We start from the raw sequence: 20,884 nt of genomic DNA, 5'->3' as shown, positions 1-20,884 counted from the left end.
GCGTTTGCTGGTAAGGCTTAACGCAGCGTTTAAGCTTCTGGCAAATTATTTTGCCATTTTCCCGTCTGTAATATCCCGTCCAACACGCTTCAATGGTAGCCGCCATAGCAATAACAAACAAAACCCCACAAGATATAAACTCGGTTCAATAATTTCCGATTTAACCGACCAATAAAAATGAATTGGTGCGAGTATGGCAACCAAATACACGCCATTGTGGATTATTTGCCAGCGACGCCCCATTCGACGCATTAATGCCTTAAACGAGGTTACGGCTAATGTTGCTAAGATAAGATAAGCAAAGGCACCCACTAGGATATAAGGGCGCTTCACTACTTCACTCAACAAAAGGCCCCAAGCAAACAGCAAATCCAAGCTAAAAAAAGCCAGAATATGCAAGGTAGCATAGGCGAATACATATAAGCCGACTAAACGGCGGGTTTGCATTAATACACCTTGTTTAGTGAGCTTAGCAATGGGTGAGATAAGTAAGGTCGCCACTAATGCATTGAGTGCGCCCATTCCAGTAAAGTGAATGATGTACTGGACCGGATCGCCACCCGCGCGACCCGTTGTGACTAGGATAACTAAATAGGCAATAGGTATAACACCGATTAAGTGGAACACACTCTTAAGCCAAATGACATGCTTCGCCGTTAATCTCAACATCCCACTCCCATATAAATGATGATCAATAAAATTGGCGAAGATCCATGCCATCATAGAGCGATGCGACAAACTCACCATACCCATTAAACAACTGAGTATCGATTCGCGTCGCGGAAAATAATCCTCCTTCACCGATCCGACGTTCAGTCGCCTGTGACCAACGGGGATGATCTACTGCGGGATTGACGTTGGCATAAAAACCATATTCATGGGACGCTAACTGATTCCAACTCGTAGGCGGTTGTTTGTCCATGACTCGAATACGCACTATGGATTTAATGCTTTTAAAACCATATTTCCACGGCACCACTAATCGAATGGGGGCGCCATTTTGTGGGGGTAAGGTTTTGCCATATAACCCCACCGACAGCAAAGTCAGATCATTCATGGCTTCGGCTAAGGTTAAACCCTCAACATAGGGGTAATGTATTCCCCCGCCCATCAATCGACTTTTTTGGCCGGGCATTTGTTCAGGATCGAAAGCCGTTTCAAAGGCAACATACTTGCCTTTACTGGTCACCCCCACTTTTTTAAGTAATGCAGCTAAGGGAAATCCCACCCAAGGGATCACCATTGACCACGCTTCGACGCATCGCAAACGATAGGTTCGTTCTTCTAAGGGAAACATTTTCGTGAGTTGGTCAAAGTCCAATGTCATGGGTCGCTCAACCTCACCTTCAATCCGAAGTTGCCAAGGATCAACCTTAAAACCTTGGGCATTGTCCATTGGATCTTGCTTGCTGGTGCCAAATTCATAGAAATTATTATGGGAGGTGACTTTATCAAAGGGCGTTAAACCGTCACTCCCGCCATATAACGAATTCGTTTTGAAGGTCAGTGGTGTCGTGATAAACGATGTTTTAGGTTGGTCGCCAAAAAGATCAAACAAACCCGCCTGCACATAACCTGGAATACTCGCCCCGATCGCGCCAAGTCCCAATGCTTTAACAATATGCCTGCGTGAACGAAAAACAGATTCAGGCGTGACTTGATTATCTTGAATATGCCACTGCGCTTTTTTAAGAATACCTTGGGTGAAACGGGAAGAATGAGCCAATTGACACCTCAACTTTGTTTTGCCATTTTATGGTCACGCAGCGCCCAGTAGAGCCAAGCTGCGGTAGATACAGATATAGACAGCGAAATCCTTAAAAAACTTTCACTTCACGGATATTTCAGCTTAAACGTATAAGACTTGCTCATTCAAGCCAGACTCACAGAGATTGTTCATTAAAGCACTTGAAGCCTTTTGGGGAGCATGCGAACCTAAGCGCCAATGCTAAAGGAGTGCAATTGACCATGCCATTTTCTCAATCTTTTTCCGTTGCCGACATCATCGGTTTTATCGCCATCGCGTTCTTGGGTCTTTTGATTGGTGCCCTTCTCAATCAACGTTTAACGCGCCAGCGTTGGCAGCAGTTTAAAGACGAACTCGAACAAGAAATGCGTCAAGTCAATGAAGATGCTGAACTCTCATTGGCACAACAACAAATACTGGTCGATGACAAAGAAGCACAATTACGTCAATACCAGCAAAGATTAGAGCAAAAAATTGAGCAATTAGGTAAAGCCGAAGCCTTAGCCGAGCGTGTACCGAGTTTAGAGCTGCAGCTTAACGATAGCCAGCGTCGCCAATTAGAATTGCAGTTAGCATTATCAAAATCCAATGCCATGCAGCAGACAATTCAAGCGAAGGCCGATGCCCAGCAGGAATCCCTTCAGGAAAAAATTGCCACCTTAGAAACCGCCGAGGTGCGTCTTAAAACCCAGTTTGAAAATCTGGCGAATCGTATTTTTGAAGAGCGAAGCGAAAACTTTAAGCACCAAAATGCCAGCCAGCTAGAGGGTGTCTTAGGCCCACTAAAACAACAGCTTGAAGGGTTTAGACAACAAATCCGAGAATCCTACACCCACGAACAATCCGAGCGCAGTGCCCTTAAACATCAACTCGAACATCTACGAGAACTTAATTTAAAGATGAGCCAAGATGCCATCAATCTCACGAAAGCGCTCAAAGGGGATAACAAACAACAGGGCAACTGGGGAGAGGTGATACTCGATCGTGTGCTACAAGAAAGTGGCCTACGTGAAGGACATGAATACCATACTCAGCAGGATTTAAAAGATGATAATGGCAAACGATTTAAGCCCGACGTCATCGTCCATCTTCCCGAAAACAAAGATGTCGTAATCGATGCCAAAATGTCACTGGTGAGTTACGAGCGCTATTTTAACAGTGAAGATCCCGCCCTACGCCAACAGGCTATCAACGAGCATGTGATCTCGATTCGTAACCATATTAAGGGATTGAGCCAGAAGGATTATCAACATTTACATGGGCTTAAAAGTTTAGACTATGTACTGATGTTTATCCCCATTGAACCTGCATTCTTGCTCGCCTTGGAGCACGACCCAAGTTTAGTGAATTTTGCACTAGAGCAAAATATTATGCTGGTCAGCCCGACCAATCTTTTAGTGGCACTGCGTACAATCAATAATATTTGGCGTTATGAATATCAAAACCAACATGCTCAAACTATCGCCAAGCAGGCTGGCCGCATTTACGATAAATTATGTGGCTATATAGAAGACATGGAAAAGCTTGGTCGTGCCTTAGATAACGCGGAAAAAACCTACCATAGTGCAATGAACAAGCTATCATCGGGCAAAGGTAACTTAGTTCGCCAAGCCCATTTAATGCAGCAACTCGGTGTAGATACCAGTAAACAATTGGACAAAATGTTGCTGCAAAAAGCATTGAATGAAGCGCAAGACGACAGTGACACAGAGGACGATGAGCCAACTCAAACACTCGCCCATGGGCCACAGGGAATTGCCGAACTGGAACCCTATTAAGCAAAAACACAATAATCATTTTCACCTTGAATCGATACTAAAATATCGATAATGACATTACAGGAGGCAAGTTCTGCATGTGCAAGCCATTAATGAATATGGTTTTATCGAGCGCAATTATCATAGCTGGTGCATTCAATGCCTCTGCTGCTTTCGCCTTGACCCCAGTTCAAAAAACATTTTTAGAAGCAGAAAAAGCGCTAAAAAAACAAGATTATGCAAACTATAAACCCCTTCGCGCAAAATTGGGTGACTATCCGCTGGCGATTTATTTAGACCATGATATCGATATAGGTAACCTCAATGCGCTACCGGGCACTCAAGCCAAGGCGCTTATTGATAAATACCAAACCACACCTATGTATAACCGCTTGCGCGCGAAGTATTTAACCAATGCAGGTAGTCAAAAACGCTGGAATGACTTTCTTGTGATAGCGAAAGATCCACCCTCGGATATTCGCCTGCAGTGTCTTTTTTATGAAGCCAAACTTGCCAAGGGTGAAACGCAAACCGCCTATGCCGCCGCACAATCACTGTGGGTTTATGGCGGTTCTCGTCCTAAAGAATGTGATCCCCTCTTTAACGCGTGGATAAAAACGGGCAAGCGTACTCAAGATCTGATTTGGGCGCGAATGCTGCTAAGTTTTGATGAGGGCGAAACCAGTTTATTGAGTTATTTATCCCAAAAAATCACCACCCATAATAACGAAGCTAAGCGTTTAGTGGCGGTGTTTAAGGACCCGAATAGCCTACGACATACCGAAAAATTCAACGATAAAAATCCCATTGTGGGCGATATTGTCGCCCTTGGGTTAAAGCGACTGGCCCGCAAGGATCTCGACCAAGCCATCCATTTATATACCCGATATCAAAAGTCTAAGCGCTTTACTCCCGCTCAAGCACAACAACTGCAAAAATTCTTAGTCCGTCGAGTATTAATTGAGCAGGATGACAATCATAAAGATTTCGTGGACACACTCTTACCCGAAATGAAAAGCGATGATTTAGTTGAACGTCGTTTAAGGTGGGCCATTCGTAAACAAGATACAACCCATATTGCCCGTTACCTAAACTTACTCGAACCAGAAACCCTCGCCAAAGAGCGTTGGCAATACTGGTTATACCGCACCAATGCAAAAAATGCCCCTGATAGCGCAACAAAAGCACTCGGGGCCATCAGTAACGAGCGTAATTTCTATGGTTTTGCCGCCTCACAACTGTTAAATAAACCGGTATCGCTCAACCAAAGCCCTGAGCCTGTTGTGGATGCAAGCAGTCCAAAACTAGAGGATGACTTAGGTTTTGTACGCGTAAAAGAACTGATGGCGCTGGATCGATATTTCGATGCCCGTTATGAATGGGTTACGTTACTCAAGCGCAGCGACAACCCAATGCGGGCCCGCTACGGCCGTTATGCCCATGCTCAAGGTTGGTATGATTTTGGTGTCGAGGCGAGTATCCAAGGCAAATTATGGGACGATATTCCCCTACGCTTTCCCATGGCACATCAACCCGGATTTGAACATGCCAGTAAAAAGCATCGGGTTAATATCGATGAAATCCGTGCAATTAGCCGCCGCGAAAGTGCTTTTTATCGCTATGCGACCTCTGGTGTTGGCGCCCGCGGCCTAATGCAAATTATGCCTGCAACCGCCAAAGCCACCGCTAAAAAACATGGCGCAAAATATAGCGATCCTAAGGATCTTTACAGTGCGGAGCTTAATCTTAATTTGGGTAGCGCCTATTACGCCCAGCTTTTAAAAGAGTTTAATCAAAACCGTGTACTCGCCACCGCAGCCTATAATGCTGGCCCCTCAAGGGTACGCCGCTGGTTAGCAGAGTCCAATGGACGATTGGATACCATGGGATTTATTGAGTCCATTCCCTTCACTGAAACCCGTGAATATGTCCAAGCAGTGCTGAGTTACCGCTTGATTTACGAAGCGCAAAAGAAAAATCCACAACCCTTGTTCAGTGATGCTGAGCTAAAATTTAGCTATTAATTGCAAATCTTCGTTATACGGCTTGCCTCGTATCAAAATTGATTGGCACTGATTGTCTCCTAAAACGCCCGATATTCCTTATCGGGCGTTTTATATGAGAGTAAAAATGCATACAAAATCCGCGATCAAACCAAATTAGTCAAAACTTATTTGCACTCCCAGAGGTTAAATGCAAATAATAAGCAATTGAATGATTTAGCTCTCGCATTTGGCCAATGATTAACCTTAAAACGCTCAGTCTAAGCAGTGAATACCAGCCCTTTGTCGATCCACAAACCTTAGCCATTGACGGTTATGAAGCCCTCGCCCGCTTTTATTTTCCCGATGGTAAGGCCATTGCGCCTAATCTTGTATTCGAGCAATTACATGTATCCTCAGACATGTTAGCGGCAATTGAATACCAAGCTAAGGTATTTCAACTCGCCCATGCTCCCCGCAATCAACCCATTTTCATTAATGTCGACCCTCACGCCGTCGACGGTTCGCATACGGCAAAACTATTAGCATTGCTGTCTGATTATCAGCAGATCACGGTCGAAATTATTGAAAATACCTGTGTAAGTGATGCAAACCTTGCCAATCAACTTTTTGCTAAGTTCAAGGAAGCCAACATTAACGTAGCGCTCGATGATATAGGTGCGCCCCATTCCATGCTGTCTGTGGAATTAATGATGAATGTAGATTACCTCAAATTTGATCGCCATTGGTTAACCTTGATTGAACAACCTCAGGGTATCCAATTATTAATTGCACTCGTCGACTTTGCGAAGCGCTCGGGCAAGCGATGTATTCTGGAAGGGATAGAAACCGAAGCTCAGCTTGCCTTTGCAAAGGACATTGGAGTGCATTTGGTGCAGGGCTTTTTATTCAAATCATGGTTTATTCGCCCCACCAGCACAGAAGCCTTACGTTTTTCCTAACCTCATCACTAAACTCGGTTTTATTGAGAAATATGTAATGCACCTTTGACTCATTACTCCCAACTGGATATCAAGGGAATTATCCACCATAGTGATAGGACGAGTCGATTATCGACTCTCCTCTAGCATGGCATAAGGAGTCTAGTGTGGCACCATCAGGGATTAACGACCTATTAGCACAACTTGAGCAAGTGCTACTGGGTAAACCACGGCAAATTCGCCTCGCACTCGCCTGCATACTCGCCCGCGGCCACTTACTGATTGAAGATCTACCTGGCATGGGCAAAACCAGTCTTTCCCATGCTATCGCCCAAAGCTTAGGCCTCAGTTACCAAAGAGTGCAATTCACTAGCGACATGCTTCCCGCCGATATTTTAGGAGTCTCCATTTTTGATAAGCACCAAGGGCAATTTATTTTCCACCCTGGCCCCATTTTCAAACAAATGGTCTTAGCCGATGAGATTAATCGCGCAAGCCCCAAAACTCAAAGTGCCCTGCTTGAGGCCATGGCGGAACAGCAAATCTCCGTTGATGGCATCACCCACAAACTCCCACATCCCTTTTTTGTTATCGCAACACAAAATCCAACGGATCAATCGGGTACGTTTCCGCTACCTGAATCCCAGCTAGACCGTTTTATGATGCGGCTTTCCATTGGTTATCCAAGCCACGAAGCTGAACTTGCCATGCTTAAAACTCGCCATACACCGCAAATACTGGATCAATTGCCCCAATGTTTAACCCCGATGACCTTAATGCAGTTACAAGAACAATGTGACAAGGTCAGTGCATCCGATGCCCTACTCAATTACATCTTGGCTTTAGTGAGCTTTTCTCGCATTCACACTGAAAGCCTTGGGTTATCTCCCCGCGCCACCAAAGCCTTACTGCAAGCAGCAAAGGCATGGGCATTTTTAGCAGGACGGCATTACCTTGTCCCAGAAGACGTACAAGCCGTATTTGGCTGTGTCGCGGAGCACAGACTCAGAACCAGTAGCCAATTACAAGGCGAAGCGATTTCAGAGCGTATCCTCGCCAGCGTGAATCCCATTATGTAATGGGTAAGATGAATGTCGTGATATAGACAAAAACCAGCATCAATGATGAGGACAGAGTGAAACGATTAATCATGCGCATTTGGCAGCAATGGCTTGAAAGACGCCTCCCTCCCAATTCCGAAATCACCCTCAGCCATCGCAGTATTTTTATTCTGCCCAGTGGGTTTGGGCTTATCTGGCTCAGTCTTGTTTTACTGTTATTTATATTTGGAACCAACTACCAAAACAATTTGGTGATCGGGTTAAGTATTTTACTCTTAAGTCTTTTTAACACCTGTATTCTCTACAGCTATAACAACCTTGCTGGGCTACATTTACGGGCAGATATACCGCCTGAAGTCTATGCGGGGCAAACTCTCACCTTCCCCATTCAGCTTAAATCCCACCATAACCGTTATCATATCCACCTAAAATACCCAAACAATCACAGTTACACGCTTATGCTAGTCGGCATAGATGAAGTCCAAGCCCTCGTTCCCTTTGAACATGGAAAACGCGGTATTGTGAGACCGGGACGACTGACCATTGAATCTTGCTATCCACTGGGGCTTTGTCGTACCTGGTCCTATGTTGATTTGGCTATCACTCATATCGTCTATCCAAAACCAATAGAAACCCCACTCCAACTTTTAGCAAGGCTTGAACACACTGAGCCACCCAGCACATTCACAGGCCAGCATGTAGCGGGTATTGATGAGTTTAAAGGGCTCAAACCCCATGTACTGGGCGAATCCCTTAAGCAAGTAGCCTGGAAACAATGGGCGCAGGGACGCGGCATGCTAAGTAAAGAATTTGAGCAGCCCCAAGGTAAGCCTCTATGGTTAATACTAAGGCCCGAACCTAAATCGCTTGAACGCCAATTAAGCCAATTAAGTTGGCAAGTGAATAAACTGAGTCAAGGTGAGCAGCATTTTGGCCTCTGGTTACACATCCCTTCTGGCAAGGATATTATTCTGCCGCCCGCTGTCGGCAATCGTCATCGCATGGCTAGCCTGAAAGCTCTGGCACTCTATCGGCTCAATCCACACACGCCACAAGCGGGTGATCTCTCCCATAGTGCTAGCGCTGATTCACTTTTTGACGACAAGGAATACATTGAGAAACTGCGCACATTCACGCCGAGCCGCTCAAAATGAGCCTATCAAAGCCTACGGCAGAAGTTATCACAGCCCCACAAATCGGTGACAATATCAGCCGTCAAACTCTCTTTTGGCTGCTACTGACTAACCTTGCCGTATTAAGCCCCTTATTTGATAAAGCGACCCCTTGGACACTTGGGATCTGCGCAATTTGTCTACTTTGGCGCATAGGCATTTATATAGGCAAAGTGGCGAAACCGCCGCGCTTTTTAGTGACAAGTTTGGCCATTGGTGCTGCCATCACCTTAGCACTGGTCTCAGGCCAAATGGGAATTCTCAATGCCTTAATCAATCTGCTTATTTTAGGTTATGCCTTAAAATACATTGAGATGCGTAATCAAAGGGATGTCCGAGCTGTAGTGGTTGTTGGCTATTTTCTAATCGCGCTAACGTTTATCGATCACCAATCGATGCTAAGCACTGCGCATTTACTCGCAGTGACAGTGGTGAATACCTGCGTACTTGTGACGTTATATCAAAGTCAATACACATGGCGCCATACATTGTGGTTTGGGGGCAAGTTGCTGTTACAGAGTGTACCGCTCGCGTTATTGCTCTTTTTAGTCTTGCCCCGCTTTACACCGCTCTGGCTCGTCCCCAATATGAAAGAGGCCAAAACAGGCTTATCCGATACCCTTGCCATTGGTGATATTAATAAACTGACCCGCTCCACCGAGCTTGCCTTTAGAGCAAGTTTTACAGAACACACGCCACATCATGCTGACCTTTATTGGCGGGCATTGGTGATGGAAGATTACGACGGAGTGACATGGCGACAAGAGAAAGGGATCAAAAAACTGCAACAGGATGCCTTGATTTCCCCCCCCTCTAGACCAAGCCCTGCCCTACAGATCTCCACGTTAAACATGAAGGACAATCAAGCAAAAGTTCGCCGTCAACAGGTGCAGGTTTATCGATATCAGATCATTGCCGAGCCAAGTCATCAGCCATGGCTTTTTGGTCTTGATGTGGCCTACAGCGAAGATAAAGCGGTAGTCAATCTACCCGATTATCGCATTGTAGCCCTACGTAATCTCGATCAGCGAATGAGCTATCAGCTTGATTCTTGGCCCCATGCCAAAATGGATCTTGTACTCTCTTCTCGGCAAAGGGATATCAATCTGGCGCTACCAGATAAAAGTAATCCACGTACCCTGCAACTTGCGCAGCAATTTAAGCAAACCTACCCCGATGCCAAACAACGTCTAGGGGCCATAATGCAATATTTCAGCACTGAGCCCTTTTTCTACACGCTTACACCACCTACGCTTGGTCCACAGCAAGTGGATGATTTTCTGTTTGAAAATAAAGCGGGTTTTTGCGTGCATTATGCAACTGCATTGATTTTTATGGCGCGGGCGACGGGCCTCCCCGCGCGTATGGTCACGGGCTATCAAGGCGGTGAATATAATCCCAAAGCGGGATATCTGAGCGTATATCAATATATGGCACACGCGTGGGCCGAAGTTTGGCTTGAAAACGAAGGTTGGGTACGTTTCGACCCCACAGCTATGGTGGCGCCTAATCGTATTGAACTCGGTTTTGATGCCGAATTTACACCAGAGGACAGTTACCTAAAAGAAAGCCCTTTTAGTAGCTTACGCTTTAAATCCACACCATGGCTCAATGAGCTAAGACAACGCTTTGCCAGCATAGATTACTACTGGAGTGTGTGGGTATTAGGCTTTAATCAAGAAAGACAAAATCAGGTGCTCAGTCATATTTTAGGGGATGTCACTAAAACCAAAGTAGCGGTATTTATGGGGTTGTGCCTAAGTTTGATTGGACTTTATATCGCCTACAGCGTGGGATTATTTCAGCGTAAGCAGACAAATGATCCGATAAGTTCACGCTATCAAAAAATTTGTTTACGCCTTGCAGCACATGGGATAACGCGTCAAGAAGGTCAAGGCCCGAATGATTTTGCCGCGCAAGTGATGAAAGTTTATCAACATAAAGCACCTAACTTTTGCACCCTATTTAATGCATTAACCCAAAGCTATGTCGCGCTTAAATATCAAAATTTATCCCCCAAAGTATATCAACAACAGTTAAGGCAATTTAACAACACGGCAAAGGCATTATATTGGCGATTAATACGGCCGAATAACCCATTAAAATAGGCACTAAATCAACTGAAAAAGTAAAGAGTTGAATCTTATAAATCAAACACATAGAATTGCTTTTACTGACACTATTGTCATTTACCTTGTTGCTACTTAAACAAACCGTTGTTTGTTAAACAATAGTCACCCACAACACCACGAGTTGCCCATGCTAAAGTTAATCCAGTCTAATCAAATGGAAGTACTCTGTGCCCATTTAGCCGCTTACCTTCGCCAGAGTGTCCCCAATACACGCCTATTACGCAGTGAGCATATTCTGGTACAAAGCCCCGGTATGTCGACTTGGTTACGTCTTGAAATTGCAAAGCAAAATGGTATTGCAGCAGCACTCGAATTTCCTCTGCCCTCCAGTTTTACATGGCAGTTGTGCCACCATTTATTACCTAATGTCCCGAAGGAAAATGCCTTCACTAAGGCTGCAATGACCTGGAAACTCATGCAGTTATTGCCCCGTCTGTTAGCGGATGATGCCTTTGGGCCACTTAGGCACTATTTAGGTGATTTAAGTTTACATACGTTAGGTAACATAAATGGATTGGATGAATTGGCTCATCAGCGTCCTGCCGATGATATCAAGCTGTATCAGTTGTGCGGTCGTATTGCCGATATTTTCGATCAATATTTAGTGTATCGCCCCGACTGGATGTTAGCTTGGGAGCAAAACCAGCACCCTACAACGCTCAACAAACCGCTCAATGAAGACCAACGCTGGCAGCCTATTTTATGGCGCGCCTTAGTTGCCTTTAATCGAGATGAACTCAATCAAAGCCATTATCACAGGGCAAACCTACACAGCGCATTGATTGAAGCGCTCAATGATCCCAATACCTCACTAACCCCGTTGCCTCAACGGCTCTTTGTATTTGGTATTTCATCAATGGCGCCTCAAACCCTTGAAGTGCTTTATCATTTAGCAAGCCGTATTGATGTGATTATCTTGAGTTTGAGTCCATGCCAGCATTATTGGGGTGATATTATCGATCCACGTCACCGTGCACGCATGGCGGTGCAATACGCAGGCAAGCGCCAATTAGCAGAGCAATGGGAAGATAAACTTGAGGTTGGTAATCCTCTGTTAGCAAACAATGGCAAGATGGGGCGTGAGTTACTCGATATGTTGCTTGAGCTTCCCGCCGAGCATTGTGATTTTGGTGATGATGTTTACTGTGAACCTTGCGATGACCCTAATGATCCTGCCAGTCACGCCAGTATGCTCCACGGGGTGCAATACGATATTTTAGAGATGCAGACCTTAGATAGCGTACTTGGGCCTGATGCTGCGCTTTACCAAAATATCGCAGCACGCCGCATACTTAAAAAAGATGACGAGTCAATACTCGTTAAGAGCTGCCATAGCCCACTGCGAGAAGTCGAGACCCTACACGATCACCTTCTCGATATGTTAAGTCGCCATCCCCAATTGTCCCCCAAAGATATTGTCGTGATGATGCCCGATGTCGCCGCCTATGCGCCTTATATCGATGCTGTGTTCGCAGCCAAACAGGGCCTGCATTATATTCCCTATGCCATCGCGGATCGCGGCGCGGCACAAGAATCACCTCTTATTAATAGTTTTTTGAATTTACTTGGGATTAATCAAAGTCGTTTCGGCTTGACCGATATCCTCAGCATCCTCGAAGTACCCGCCATTTTGCGCCGTTTTCAGCTTGATGACGATGAATTACAACTGATCCGCCGCTGGCTTGATGAAGCTGGCGTTCGTTGGGGGCGAGATCAACAAAGTCGCCTAAAACAAGGTGTACCCGCATTTGAGCAAAACTCTTGGGCCTTTGGCATAAAACGACTGATCTTAGGTTATGCCTTAAGTGACGATGCGCCGCTCTATCAAGATCATTTAGTGGTTACCGGCATAGAAGGACAATCGGCACAAGCACTCGGTAAACTGCTCAACTTTATCGAAGCACTCGATGAAACCCAACAAATACTCGAAAAGCCCCAAACGGGCGCCGTGCGTTTAATGGAATTAACGACATTATTAGATGCCTTTTACGACACAGATGAAGACGAGCGCGAGCAGTTACAAGATATCCGCGATGCCATTGCCACCCTAGAACAAGAGCTATTATCCGCAGGAAAACCGATCGAGGCACTATCAACAGCCCAAGCCGATATCGCCACGTCGCTAACCTTAAGCATCGAAGTATTACAGCAATGGTTTAATCAGCGTTTAACGGAATCCCGCGTTGGTCAACGCTATCTTGCAGGCAGTGTCAACTTTTGTACCCTTATGCCCATGCGTTCCATTCCCTTTAAGCTTGTCTGTTTGCTCGGGATGAATGACGGGGTATATCCAAGAGTGCAACACCCAGTCGGTTTTGACCTTATGGCCCACTTTGGGCCGCGTAAAGGTGATCGCTCCCGCCGTCTTGATGATAGATATCTGTTTTTAGAAGCCCTACTCTCAGCGCGCGAGCAGTTATATATCAGCTACATTGGTCGCAGTGAAAGGGACAACTCGGAGCGTATCGCCTCGATGCTTGTTTCTGAACTGATTGAATATTGTCAGCTTTGTTATCTGCCTGAAGATCTATCGCCGCAGCTTGCCACTATCAGTAACAGTGAAGAGGTAGAAAAAGCCCTGCTCAATGAGATTGTCAGTCAACAGCCATTGCAACCCTTTGATCCTAAGTTGTACCAAGCCGAAACGGCGGGCACAAAAGGGATCAAGCAAAGTTACAGCCAACAATGGTGTCCACCCAATACTCGAACGGATAATGGTCGTTTTATCGATGAATTCACTCGGATAGTGGTCGAGAATGAAATCACACAGGCCGCTATTATTGAAGAAGAACATCTGGATATTTCAGCCTTGATCCGCTTCTTTCGTAATCCGGCACAATACTTCTTTAACCGTACACTCAAGGTTGATTTAAGCCTTAATATTCAAGCTGATGACAATGACGAACCCTTTAGCTTGAATGCCCTTGAACGCTATATGTTACAAGCACAACTACTCGACAATAGCATAAGCCAAGGTGTGTTAGAACCGGACATTGAGCTTTTAAAACGCCTAAAAGCCAGTGGTAACTTGCCCATGCATCCCTTTGACGACCTACTGCTACGCCAATATCAGCAGGACATTAAACCGCTTATTGGCAGGACCTTATTCCTTAAAGGCGAGCAGCAGAGCCATCATGCAGACATTAGACTTAGCTTCGATTTAGCGATTTCACCCACAACTCAGCCCAGTAAAACGCGCAGAGTATGGCTTGAAGGTCGCATTGATGATATTAGCCCTAAGGGACTCATCAATTACCGCCCTGGCAGTGCCCATGGTCGCGATATACTGAGGCTGTATTTACGCCACCTGTGCCTTATGGCGATGGGGTATGACCATGCTAGCTATCTATTGGATATGGGACATTTTCATGCGCTTTCGCCCATCACGCCAGAGCACGCCCACCAGCTATTGACTGATTTACTGCAACTCTTTTATCAAGGTCAACAGCATCCCCTGTGTTTTATGCCACGCACCGCCCTTGCTTACGCGAGCAGTGAAGGCGAACATGCTGAAAGACTCAATGAGGCACAGGCTGAATGGCTAGATGAACAAGGAGAAATAGGTGAAGGTACAGAGCCCCATTATCAACGGCTATTCCAATTCCCACAGGATTTTACTGAAAACACCTTTGGCGTACTCGCCGACCGTATTTATCGCCCCATGGTCAGTTTATACGTGAAAGACACGCTGGCTCAGCTTGAGGACTTTGCCCTCAATAATGGCATGAACCTCGGAAGTGTTAACTTAGATCCAGCGGCCGACATCAATAGCGTTAGCACACAACAGCATATCTCACGGGGAGAATAAAGATGGGTGAAGATAGGATGTTGAGTACACACACGACAACCCAAACGCCAACAGTACAACATCAGGCTGAGGCACTTAACCCACTGACATTGCCCTTTGGCGGCAGTCGGCTGATAGAAGCCAGCGCAGGAACGGGTAAAACCTATACTATTTCAGGTCTTTATCTGCGTTTACTCCTAGGTGATGGCATCGATACCCCTTTAACCTGTGAACAAATTTTAGTGGTCACCTTTACCAATGCCGCAACTGAAGAATTAAGGGATCGTATTCGTCGCCGCATTCAAGTCGCCTTTAAGTGTTTTTTAGGCTTGCCGATTGAGGATCCCTTTGTACAAGCACTTTACGACAACACGCCTGTTGATGAACGCTCAATTGCCCTTAGGCGTTTCGATTTAGCACTAAAATCCCTCGACGAAGCCGCGATTTTTACTATTCACGGTTTTTGCCAGCGCATTTTGTCGGATCTTGCCTTTGAATCATCCCTGCTTTTCGAGTCAGACTTTACCTTAGATGATAGCGAATTCCTGCACCATGCTGTGCGGGATTTTTGGCGTGAGGCTTGTTATCCCTTACCAGACTACTTAGCCCAAGTTATCGCAAAAGAGTTTGGCGAGCCCGACGGTTTAATCAAACAACTGCGGCCATTACTGGGGGCGAGCCAAGCGCAACCGCTTAGCCCAACAGCAAACTTTACCACCTTAGCGCAATCCCTCAGCCAGAGTTTAGAACGCTTCAAGTTAGCTTGGCCCCGTGGCCGTGATGGATTACTCGAGTTATTGCATAACTTGCCACTTAATGGCACGCGATTTGGCAAGCCAAGTGATCATTATCCCAAGCTTGCCGCGATGTTCGATGCCTTAGATAATTGGCTTGCCTATGGAAATGGTCTACCGCCCATAAAAGTATTGGAGGATTTATCCCTATCGGAACTTAAGCTCAATAAAGGCGGCGTGCTCCCAAGTGTAAGCGAAGCTCCCTTACTGGATCATATGGAGCAATTGGCGGCACTCATTAAAGCCGTTAAACCCGCGTTTTTGTATAGTGCTAAACAGGGGATTAGCGCGCGTTTTGCAAAACAAAAACAACAACAAAATGTATTGACGCCCGATGACCTACTCACCACCTTAGCCGAAGCATTAAATGCCAACCGTCAGACCTTACCCAAAGCGGTAGCAAGTCGTTTCCCTGTGGCATTGATTGATGAGTTTCAGGACACAGATCCCCTGCAATTTGCTATTTTTTCAAGCATTTATCAACCCCATCACGCATTCAATTTACCAACTGATAATCACCTTAATCATGCTGAAAACAACCTCAGTCTATTGATGATTGGCGATCCTAAACAGGCGATTTATGCTTTTCGTGGCGCCGATATCTATACCTATATCGAGGCTCGCAAAGCCACTGAAGCCCACTATCACTTAGATACAAACTACCGCTCAAGCACCAATATGGTCGCTGGCGTTAACCATTTATTTAATCGACATCCCGATCCTTTTATCAGTCAATCGATTCCCTTTGACAGCGTCAAAACACCCAGTAGCGCGAAGCATAAAATATTAACCGAGCCAAGTGAAAATCCCGCTGCGCTCAGAGTAAGACTATTAAGTGAAACCGAAAATGGCCTAAATAAAACCACGGCAAGGCATCGACTCGCTAACGATGCCGCGGCAGAAATTACCCGTTTGTTAACGAGTGCCGCCCATGGTGAATGCTATACTCCTAAAGGGCCATTAATGGCTAAAGACATTGCCATATTGGTGCGTGATCGTAACGAAGCCGCGGTAATGAAAGCAGCACTCAGTCAGCGCCAAATCGGTGCTGTGTTTTTAAGTCGCGACAGTGTATTCGATACCCTTGAAGCGCGAGAAATGTCGTTGATCCTACGCTCACTGGCAAACCCCAAAGATGAGCGCGCACTGCGAAGCGCCCTCGCCACGGCATTACTTGGTTACAACGCTGAACAAATTCATGCATTTAACCAAAATGAAGAGCAGAGACAACAACTGTTAGAACAGTTTTTTGATTTACACACTATCTGGCAAAAACGCGGCATCATGCCAGCACTGCTCAGTCTTGCCAATAGTACGTCACTTATCGAACGTTTGCTGCACGCTCCTCAGCCCAAGTTGGATAACAATCAAGAGCAAGAAACAACATACGGTGAACGGCGCTTGACCGACTTTCGTCATTTAGCTGAACTATTACAGCAAAAGGCCACGGAACTCGACGGGATAAGTGCCCTACTCAATTGGTATGAACAACAACTTATTGATAATACAGGAACAGATGAACAACAGCTTCGCCTAGAAAGCGAGCAGAATTTAGTGCAAATCGTCACTATCCATAAAAGTAAGGGACTCGAATACCCCGTTTGTTTCGTGCCCTTTGTCAGTCTGGCGCGGGACAATCGCCGTCGCCCAACACCTATGCTTTACCACAAAATAAACCAGACTCATGGGCAAGCGTTAGTGTGGGATATTGAAGGAACAGAGGAAGGCTGGGAGCAGTTTAGGCAAGAAACCTTGGCCGAAGATCTCCGGCTATTGTATGTGGCACTCACTCGGCCTGTGTATCTGTGTTACTTGTATATCGCTAACCACAGCCGTCAACTCAAAAATGGCCTTAAAAGTCAGCTCCATGAAACCGCTATTGGCTATCTTCTGGGGATCACCGATGCCGATTGTGATTTTAACCGTATCAGCCAAGCAGCACAAAATCTTGCCCAACGTATTGATGCGATTAGCATTGATAAAATACCAGAAGAAACTAGCCTGCAAACATTGCCATCAAGCCATGATGCAACCCAAACACTCGCCCCCAAAACAATCCATCGCCAGTACAGTACACCTTGGCGAGTCGGCAGTTATTCTGGTTTAGTGAAAAATACCAGCCACGGTAAAGCCGCGCCCGGTGCCGATGATGAAGCGCTCAGCGTCTTAGAACAAGGTGTTGCATCACGCGACCAACTTGAAACCGATAACAGCTTAGATCCTAAGCCATTTGGGCTTAATCGCTTTAACTTTGAGCGCGGCGCAAACGCAGGGAGTTTTATGCACTTAGTGCTCGAGCTAATTGATTTTACAAAGGCAGAGTTCGATTTACCTGAGCAACTTCCTAAAGCCATGCTGCAATATGGTATCGCAGCCGAATGGGTAGACGTCTTGCATGCTTGGTATCTTGATATCCTCAAGGCACCCCTTGCACTGATGCCCGCTGAAGCCGAAGCGACGACTCCACTTATCAATCCAAAGCTGTGTTTGGCCACATTATCAAAACAAGATACCTTAGTTGAAATGGAGTTTTATTTACCCCTTAACGCGCTAAAAGATACACAGCTTAATGCGTTATTGAATCAGTTTGGTTATAGGTCAACCCTTAAATTTGATGATCTTCAAGGTATGCTGAAAGGTTTTATTGACTTAACCTTTGAATATGAAGGTAAATTTTACATTGCTGACTATAAATCCAACCATCTCGGTGATGATATATATGCCTACCATCAGGCGGCTCTTCAGGGAGCAATTAAAGAACATCACTATGATTTACAGTACATTCTTTATTCCCTCGCCCTGCACAGATACTTACGATTGCGCCTGCCCGCATATGATTATGACACCCATATAGGGGGTTGTTATTATTTGTTTTTAAGGGGAATGTCTGCTCAATATCCTGGCTATGGTATTTATTATGATAAACCGCCTAAGGCACTGATCTATGCGCTGGATGCTTTATTTGATAACCCATTTATCGACACTGGAGTTACGGTATGATGCGCTCAACATTCGGCTTAAATGCGCACGCTCATTCAGCGGAGCATTGGGTTGACTATGGCGCCATCCAACTTACGGCGCCACTAGCTGATTTACTCAAACAGTGGGAGCAAGAGCGATTGATAACATCGCTCGATCGGCATTTTGCACTACAAATGAGTCAGTTACATCAGGGTGATAGCCAAAATCCCCTGTTTATCTTACTCTGTGCGCTGTTGAGCCAACAGTTATCTTCACAGCATAGTTGCTTAGTACTTGCCCATATCGTGCCTCTCAACCCCATGGCAGAGCAAGTCAGTCATTGTAAAATCACATTAAGCCTTGATGAATTAACTAGCATTCTGCAAACCTTTGATGCCGTGGGCCAAGCTGGCAGCAATAAACCCCTGATTATCGAAAATGGCAGACTCTACTTACAGCGTTATCATCAGTTTGAAACTGCTGTTGCCACCTCGTTAATTCAATTATCCGCACAAACCAATACTGTAAAAGTTGAGGATCTTAAAAGTCACTTAGATCAGTTATTCCCTGCCAACAATGCCGAAATAATTGATTGGCAAAAAGTGGCAACGGCCACCGCGCTTGGCAAAAAGCTGGCGATTATCACCGGTGGGCCTGGCACAGGTAAAACCACAACGGTGACTAAGCTATTATTATTGTTGCAATTGGAATCAAACCAAACGATCCGCTTAGTCGCTCCTACGGGAAAAGCCGCGGCGCGCTTAAGTGAATCCATTAAGGCCTCAAAAGCCCGCCTTGCGAAAGAACTGAGCCTTAATCAAAGCGACAATAGCCAAGCGATATTTTTAACCGCACTCAGCCGAATACCAGAAGAGGCCTCTACTTTACACCGACTACTTGGGGTCATTCCTAATTCACCTCAGTTTCGCCACCATCAAGGTAATCCGTTAAGGCTCGACTTATTGATCGTGGATGAAGCCTCGATGGTAGATTTACCTATGATGTATAAGTTGTTAAATGCCCTACCAGAGCATGCCAGTTTGATTTTACTGGGGGATCAAGATCAGTTGGCTTCCGTTGAAGCGGGTGCTGTACTTGCCGATATTTGTGCAGGTTTAAAACTGCCTATGCCGCAAGGAGGTACACAAGAATCACTTTGGCAAATGCGCTATTCGCTCGAACAGGCCACACAGCTCAGTATATTGACAGGCTATGACTTAACACCATTTATCAGCCAGTCCCCCAAAATGGGCGATAGTTTATGTATGTTAATGCATAGCCATAGGTTCAAAGGGGATGCGGGCATAGGACTCCTTGCAAGTGCAGTTAATCGCGCTGATCTTCAAGGGATTCTACAGGTGTGGCGCCAAGGATTTGCGGAGCTTAACTGGTTAGAACACAGTACTCACCTGAGCCAAACCCAAGCAAAAGTCAGTGAACCGGCACACAACACTGGGCTTAACTTACTGCTTGAACAAGCATGCGCACAATATGGCGATTACCTCGGTTTATTAAATCAGGATATAGGGAATCGTCCTAGCACCGCAGAAATTATCGAGCGTTTTAACCACTACCGGATTTTATGCGCCATGCGCTCGGGTGATTATGGGGTAGAAGGTATTAACAGCTATGTCACCCAAGCGCTCACCCATGCCAAACTTATCAAACCACAACAGGAGTTTTATTTAGGCCGCCCGATTATTATCCAAAGTAATGACTATAACTTAGGCTTGTTTAACGGGGATATCGGACTAATTCTACAGGATGAAGATAAACCCGAACGCCTAATGGCACACTTTATTAAGGCCGACGGTGGTCTGCTTAAAGTCTTACCCGCACGTTTACCAAAGCATGAAACCTGCTACGCGATGACAGTGCATAAAAGCCAAGGGAGTGAATTCAATCGCGTGGCTTTGGTGCTACCACCGAGTCCAAGCCTAGCTCAGTGGCAACTATTAACTAAAGAATTAATTTATACAGCAATTACCCGCGCGAAAGCACATTTTACTTGCTTAGGCTCCCAGCAAGTTTTTGAGCGAGCCAGCAGCCAAGTCACCCAAAGGGCATCGGGTCTTGCCGATAGACTTTGGGGTTAAGGAGTAAGATTGATGGCTGAAAACATCATTAAATTAAATAACATACAAGAGGTTACCACGCTATTTGATAACATAGCGCCGGAAGCAAATCTGCCCGCTATATGCTATGAAAAGACCCGCTATATTCCATGGTCCGTATTTCAGAATATGCAGGTTTATGCACTCGATTTTGAGCCTTATCTTTCTATCGCTCAGCGCTGCAATATGCACTATTTTGGGATAATGCAAAGTAAACATCGTGTGTATCTTGCCCACAGCAATGATGCAGGCCATGCACCGCGCTGGGAGGCAAGGCCGATGACCTTGGCACAGCTCATGGATAGTGAATTAATGGAGTATTTGAACCAAAATCACGCCTATAACTTAGGTTTAAAGATAAGTTTCGATCTCGATTATGCAATTTAACCCTATGATAACCACACGTAATTTAACAGTGACCGAGATCCAATTGAAG

12 protein-coding genes are annotated in these 20,884 nt (G+C 45.6%); 10 read left to right on the top strand and 2 right to left on the bottom strand.

Features of this window, described 5'->3' with window-relative positions:
• Positions 1–45: 45 nt before the first annotated feature.
• Together msrQ and msrP are read right to left on the bottom strand one after the other, a co-directional pair.
• A complete protein-coding gene (gene msrQ, locus SPUTW3181_RS09925) occupies positions 46–669 on the bottom strand; it encodes a protein-methionine-sulfoxide reductase heme-binding subunit MsrQ (protein WP_011789236.1) in 624 nt (207 codons plus the stop codon).
• A gap of 22 nt (positions 670–691) precedes the next feature.
• Positions 692–1,726 carry a protein-methionine-sulfoxide reductase catalytic subunit MsrP gene (gene msrP, locus SPUTW3181_RS09920; RefSeq protein ID WP_011789235.1) on the bottom strand — a complete coding sequence of 345 codons (1,035 nt, stop codon included), beginning with the start codon at positions 1,724–1,726 and terminating at the stop codon, positions 692–694.
• Positions 1,727–1,968: 242 nt separating this feature from the next.
• Here msrP and rmuC point away from each other — a divergent pair, with 242 nt between their 5' ends.
• The 10 genes from rmuC (at position 1,969) to SPUTW3181_RS09870 (ending at position 20,835) form a co-directional block, all read left to right on the top strand.
• On the top strand, positions 1,969–3,525 hold the full coding sequence (gene rmuC, locus SPUTW3181_RS09915) for a DNA recombination protein RmuC (RefSeq protein ID WP_011789234.1): 1,557 nt from the start codon (positions 1,969–1,971) through the stop codon (positions 3,523–3,525).
• A gap of 77 nt (positions 3,526–3,602) precedes the next feature.
• Positions 3,603–5,528 (top strand): transglycosylase SLT domain-containing protein, encoded by a 1,926-nt coding sequence (locus SPUTW3181_RS09910; RefSeq protein WP_011789233.1) that lies wholly within the window; start codon positions 3,603–3,605, stop codon positions 5,526–5,528.
• 215 nt (positions 5,529–5,743) lie between these two features.
• Positions 5,744–6,448 (top strand): EAL domain-containing protein, encoded by a 705-nt coding sequence (locus SPUTW3181_RS09905; RefSeq protein WP_011789232.1) that lies wholly within the window; start codon positions 5,744–5,746, stop codon positions 6,446–6,448.
• Between the two features lie 146 nt (positions 6,449–6,594).
• Positions 6,595–7,506 carry an AAA family ATPase gene (locus SPUTW3181_RS09900; protein ID WP_011789231.1) on the top strand — a complete coding sequence of 304 codons (912 nt, stop codon included), beginning with the start codon at positions 6,595–6,597 and terminating at the stop codon, positions 7,504–7,506.
• 71 nt (positions 7,507–7,577) lie between these two features.
• Entirely contained in the window at positions 7,578–8,642 is a 1,065-nt protein-coding gene (locus SPUTW3181_RS09895; RefSeq protein ID WP_011789230.1) for a DUF58 domain-containing protein, read from the top strand.
• Entirely contained in the window at positions 8,639–10,768 is a 2,130-nt protein-coding gene (locus SPUTW3181_RS09890; protein WP_011789229.1) for a DUF3488 and DUF4129 domain-containing transglutaminase family protein, read from the top strand. The genes SPUTW3181_RS09895 and SPUTW3181_RS09890 overlap by 4 nt, the downstream gene beginning before the upstream one ends.
• Before the next feature lie 151 nt (positions 10,769–10,919).
• Complete coding sequence (gene recC / locus SPUTW3181_RS09885) at positions 10,920–14,600, top strand: exodeoxyribonuclease V subunit gamma (protein WP_011789228.1); 3,681 nt, start codon at positions 10,920–10,922, stop codon at positions 14,598–14,600.
• Between the two features lie 17 nt (positions 14,601–14,617).
• Positions 14,618–18,373, top strand: a complete 3,756-nt coding sequence (gene recB / locus SPUTW3181_RS09880; protein WP_011919375.1) for an exodeoxyribonuclease V subunit beta — start codon at positions 14,618–14,620, stop codon at positions 18,371–18,373.
• Positions 18,370–20,430, top strand: a complete 2,061-nt coding sequence (recD, locus tag SPUTW3181_RS09875; protein WP_011789226.1) for an exodeoxyribonuclease V subunit alpha — start codon at positions 18,370–18,372, stop codon at positions 20,428–20,430. Before recB ends, recD begins: the two co-directional genes overlap by 4 nt.
• A gap of 12 nt (positions 20,431–20,442) precedes the next feature.
• A complete protein-coding gene (locus SPUTW3181_RS09870; protein WP_011789225.1) occupies positions 20,443–20,835 on the top strand; it encodes a hypothetical protein in 393 nt (130 codons plus the stop codon).
• The last annotated feature ends 49 nt before the right edge of the window (positions 20,836–20,884 follow it).

The sequence above is a fragment of the Shewanella sp. W3-18-1 genome, assembly GCF_000015185.1.
GTDB lineage: Bacteria > Pseudomonadota > Gammaproteobacteria > Enterobacterales > Shewanellaceae > Shewanella > Shewanella putrefaciens.
The sequence above is the reverse complement of the archived record's forward strand: the minus strand, read 5'-3'. Positions and strand labels throughout refer to the sequence as shown.

Excerpts from the sequence above, each read along its gene's own strand:
- SPUTW3181_RS09890 (WP_011789229.1), top strand. The coding sequence starts at position 8,639 with ATGAGCCTATCAAAGCCTACGGCAGAAGTTATCACAGCCCCACAAATC.
- recD (WP_011789226.1), top strand. The coding sequence starts at position 18,370 with ATGATGCGCTCAACATTCGGCTTAAATGCGCACGCTCATTCAGCGGAG.
- recC (WP_011789228.1), top strand. The coding sequence starts at position 10,920 with ATGCTAAAGTTAATCCAGTCTAATCAAATGGAAGTACTCTGTGCCCAT.
- SPUTW3181_RS09910 (WP_011789233.1), top strand. The coding sequence starts at position 3,603 with ATGTGCAAGCCATTAATGAATATGGTTTTATCGAGCGCAATTATCATA.
- SPUTW3181_RS09895 (WP_011789230.1), top strand. The coding sequence starts at position 7,578 with ATGCGCATTTGGCAGCAATGGCTTGAAAGACGCCTCCCTCCCAATTCC.
- rmuC (WP_011789234.1), top strand. The coding sequence starts at position 1,969 with ATGCCATTTTCTCAATCTTTTTCCGTTGCCGACATCATCGGTTTTATC.
- msrQ (WP_011789236.1), bottom strand. The coding sequence starts at position 669 with ATGTTGAGATTAACGGCGAAGCATGTCATTTGGCTTAAGAGTGTGTTC.
- SPUTW3181_RS09870 (WP_011789225.1), top strand. The coding sequence starts at position 20,443 with ATGGCTGAAAACATCATTAAATTAAATAACATACAAGAGGTTACCACG.
- SPUTW3181_RS09905 (WP_011789232.1), top strand. The coding sequence starts at position 5,744 with ATGATTAACCTTAAAACGCTCAGTCTAAGCAGTGAATACCAGCCCTTT.
- recB (WP_011919375.1), top strand. The coding sequence starts at position 14,618 with ATGTTGAGTACACACACGACAACCCAAACGCCAACAGTACAACATCAG.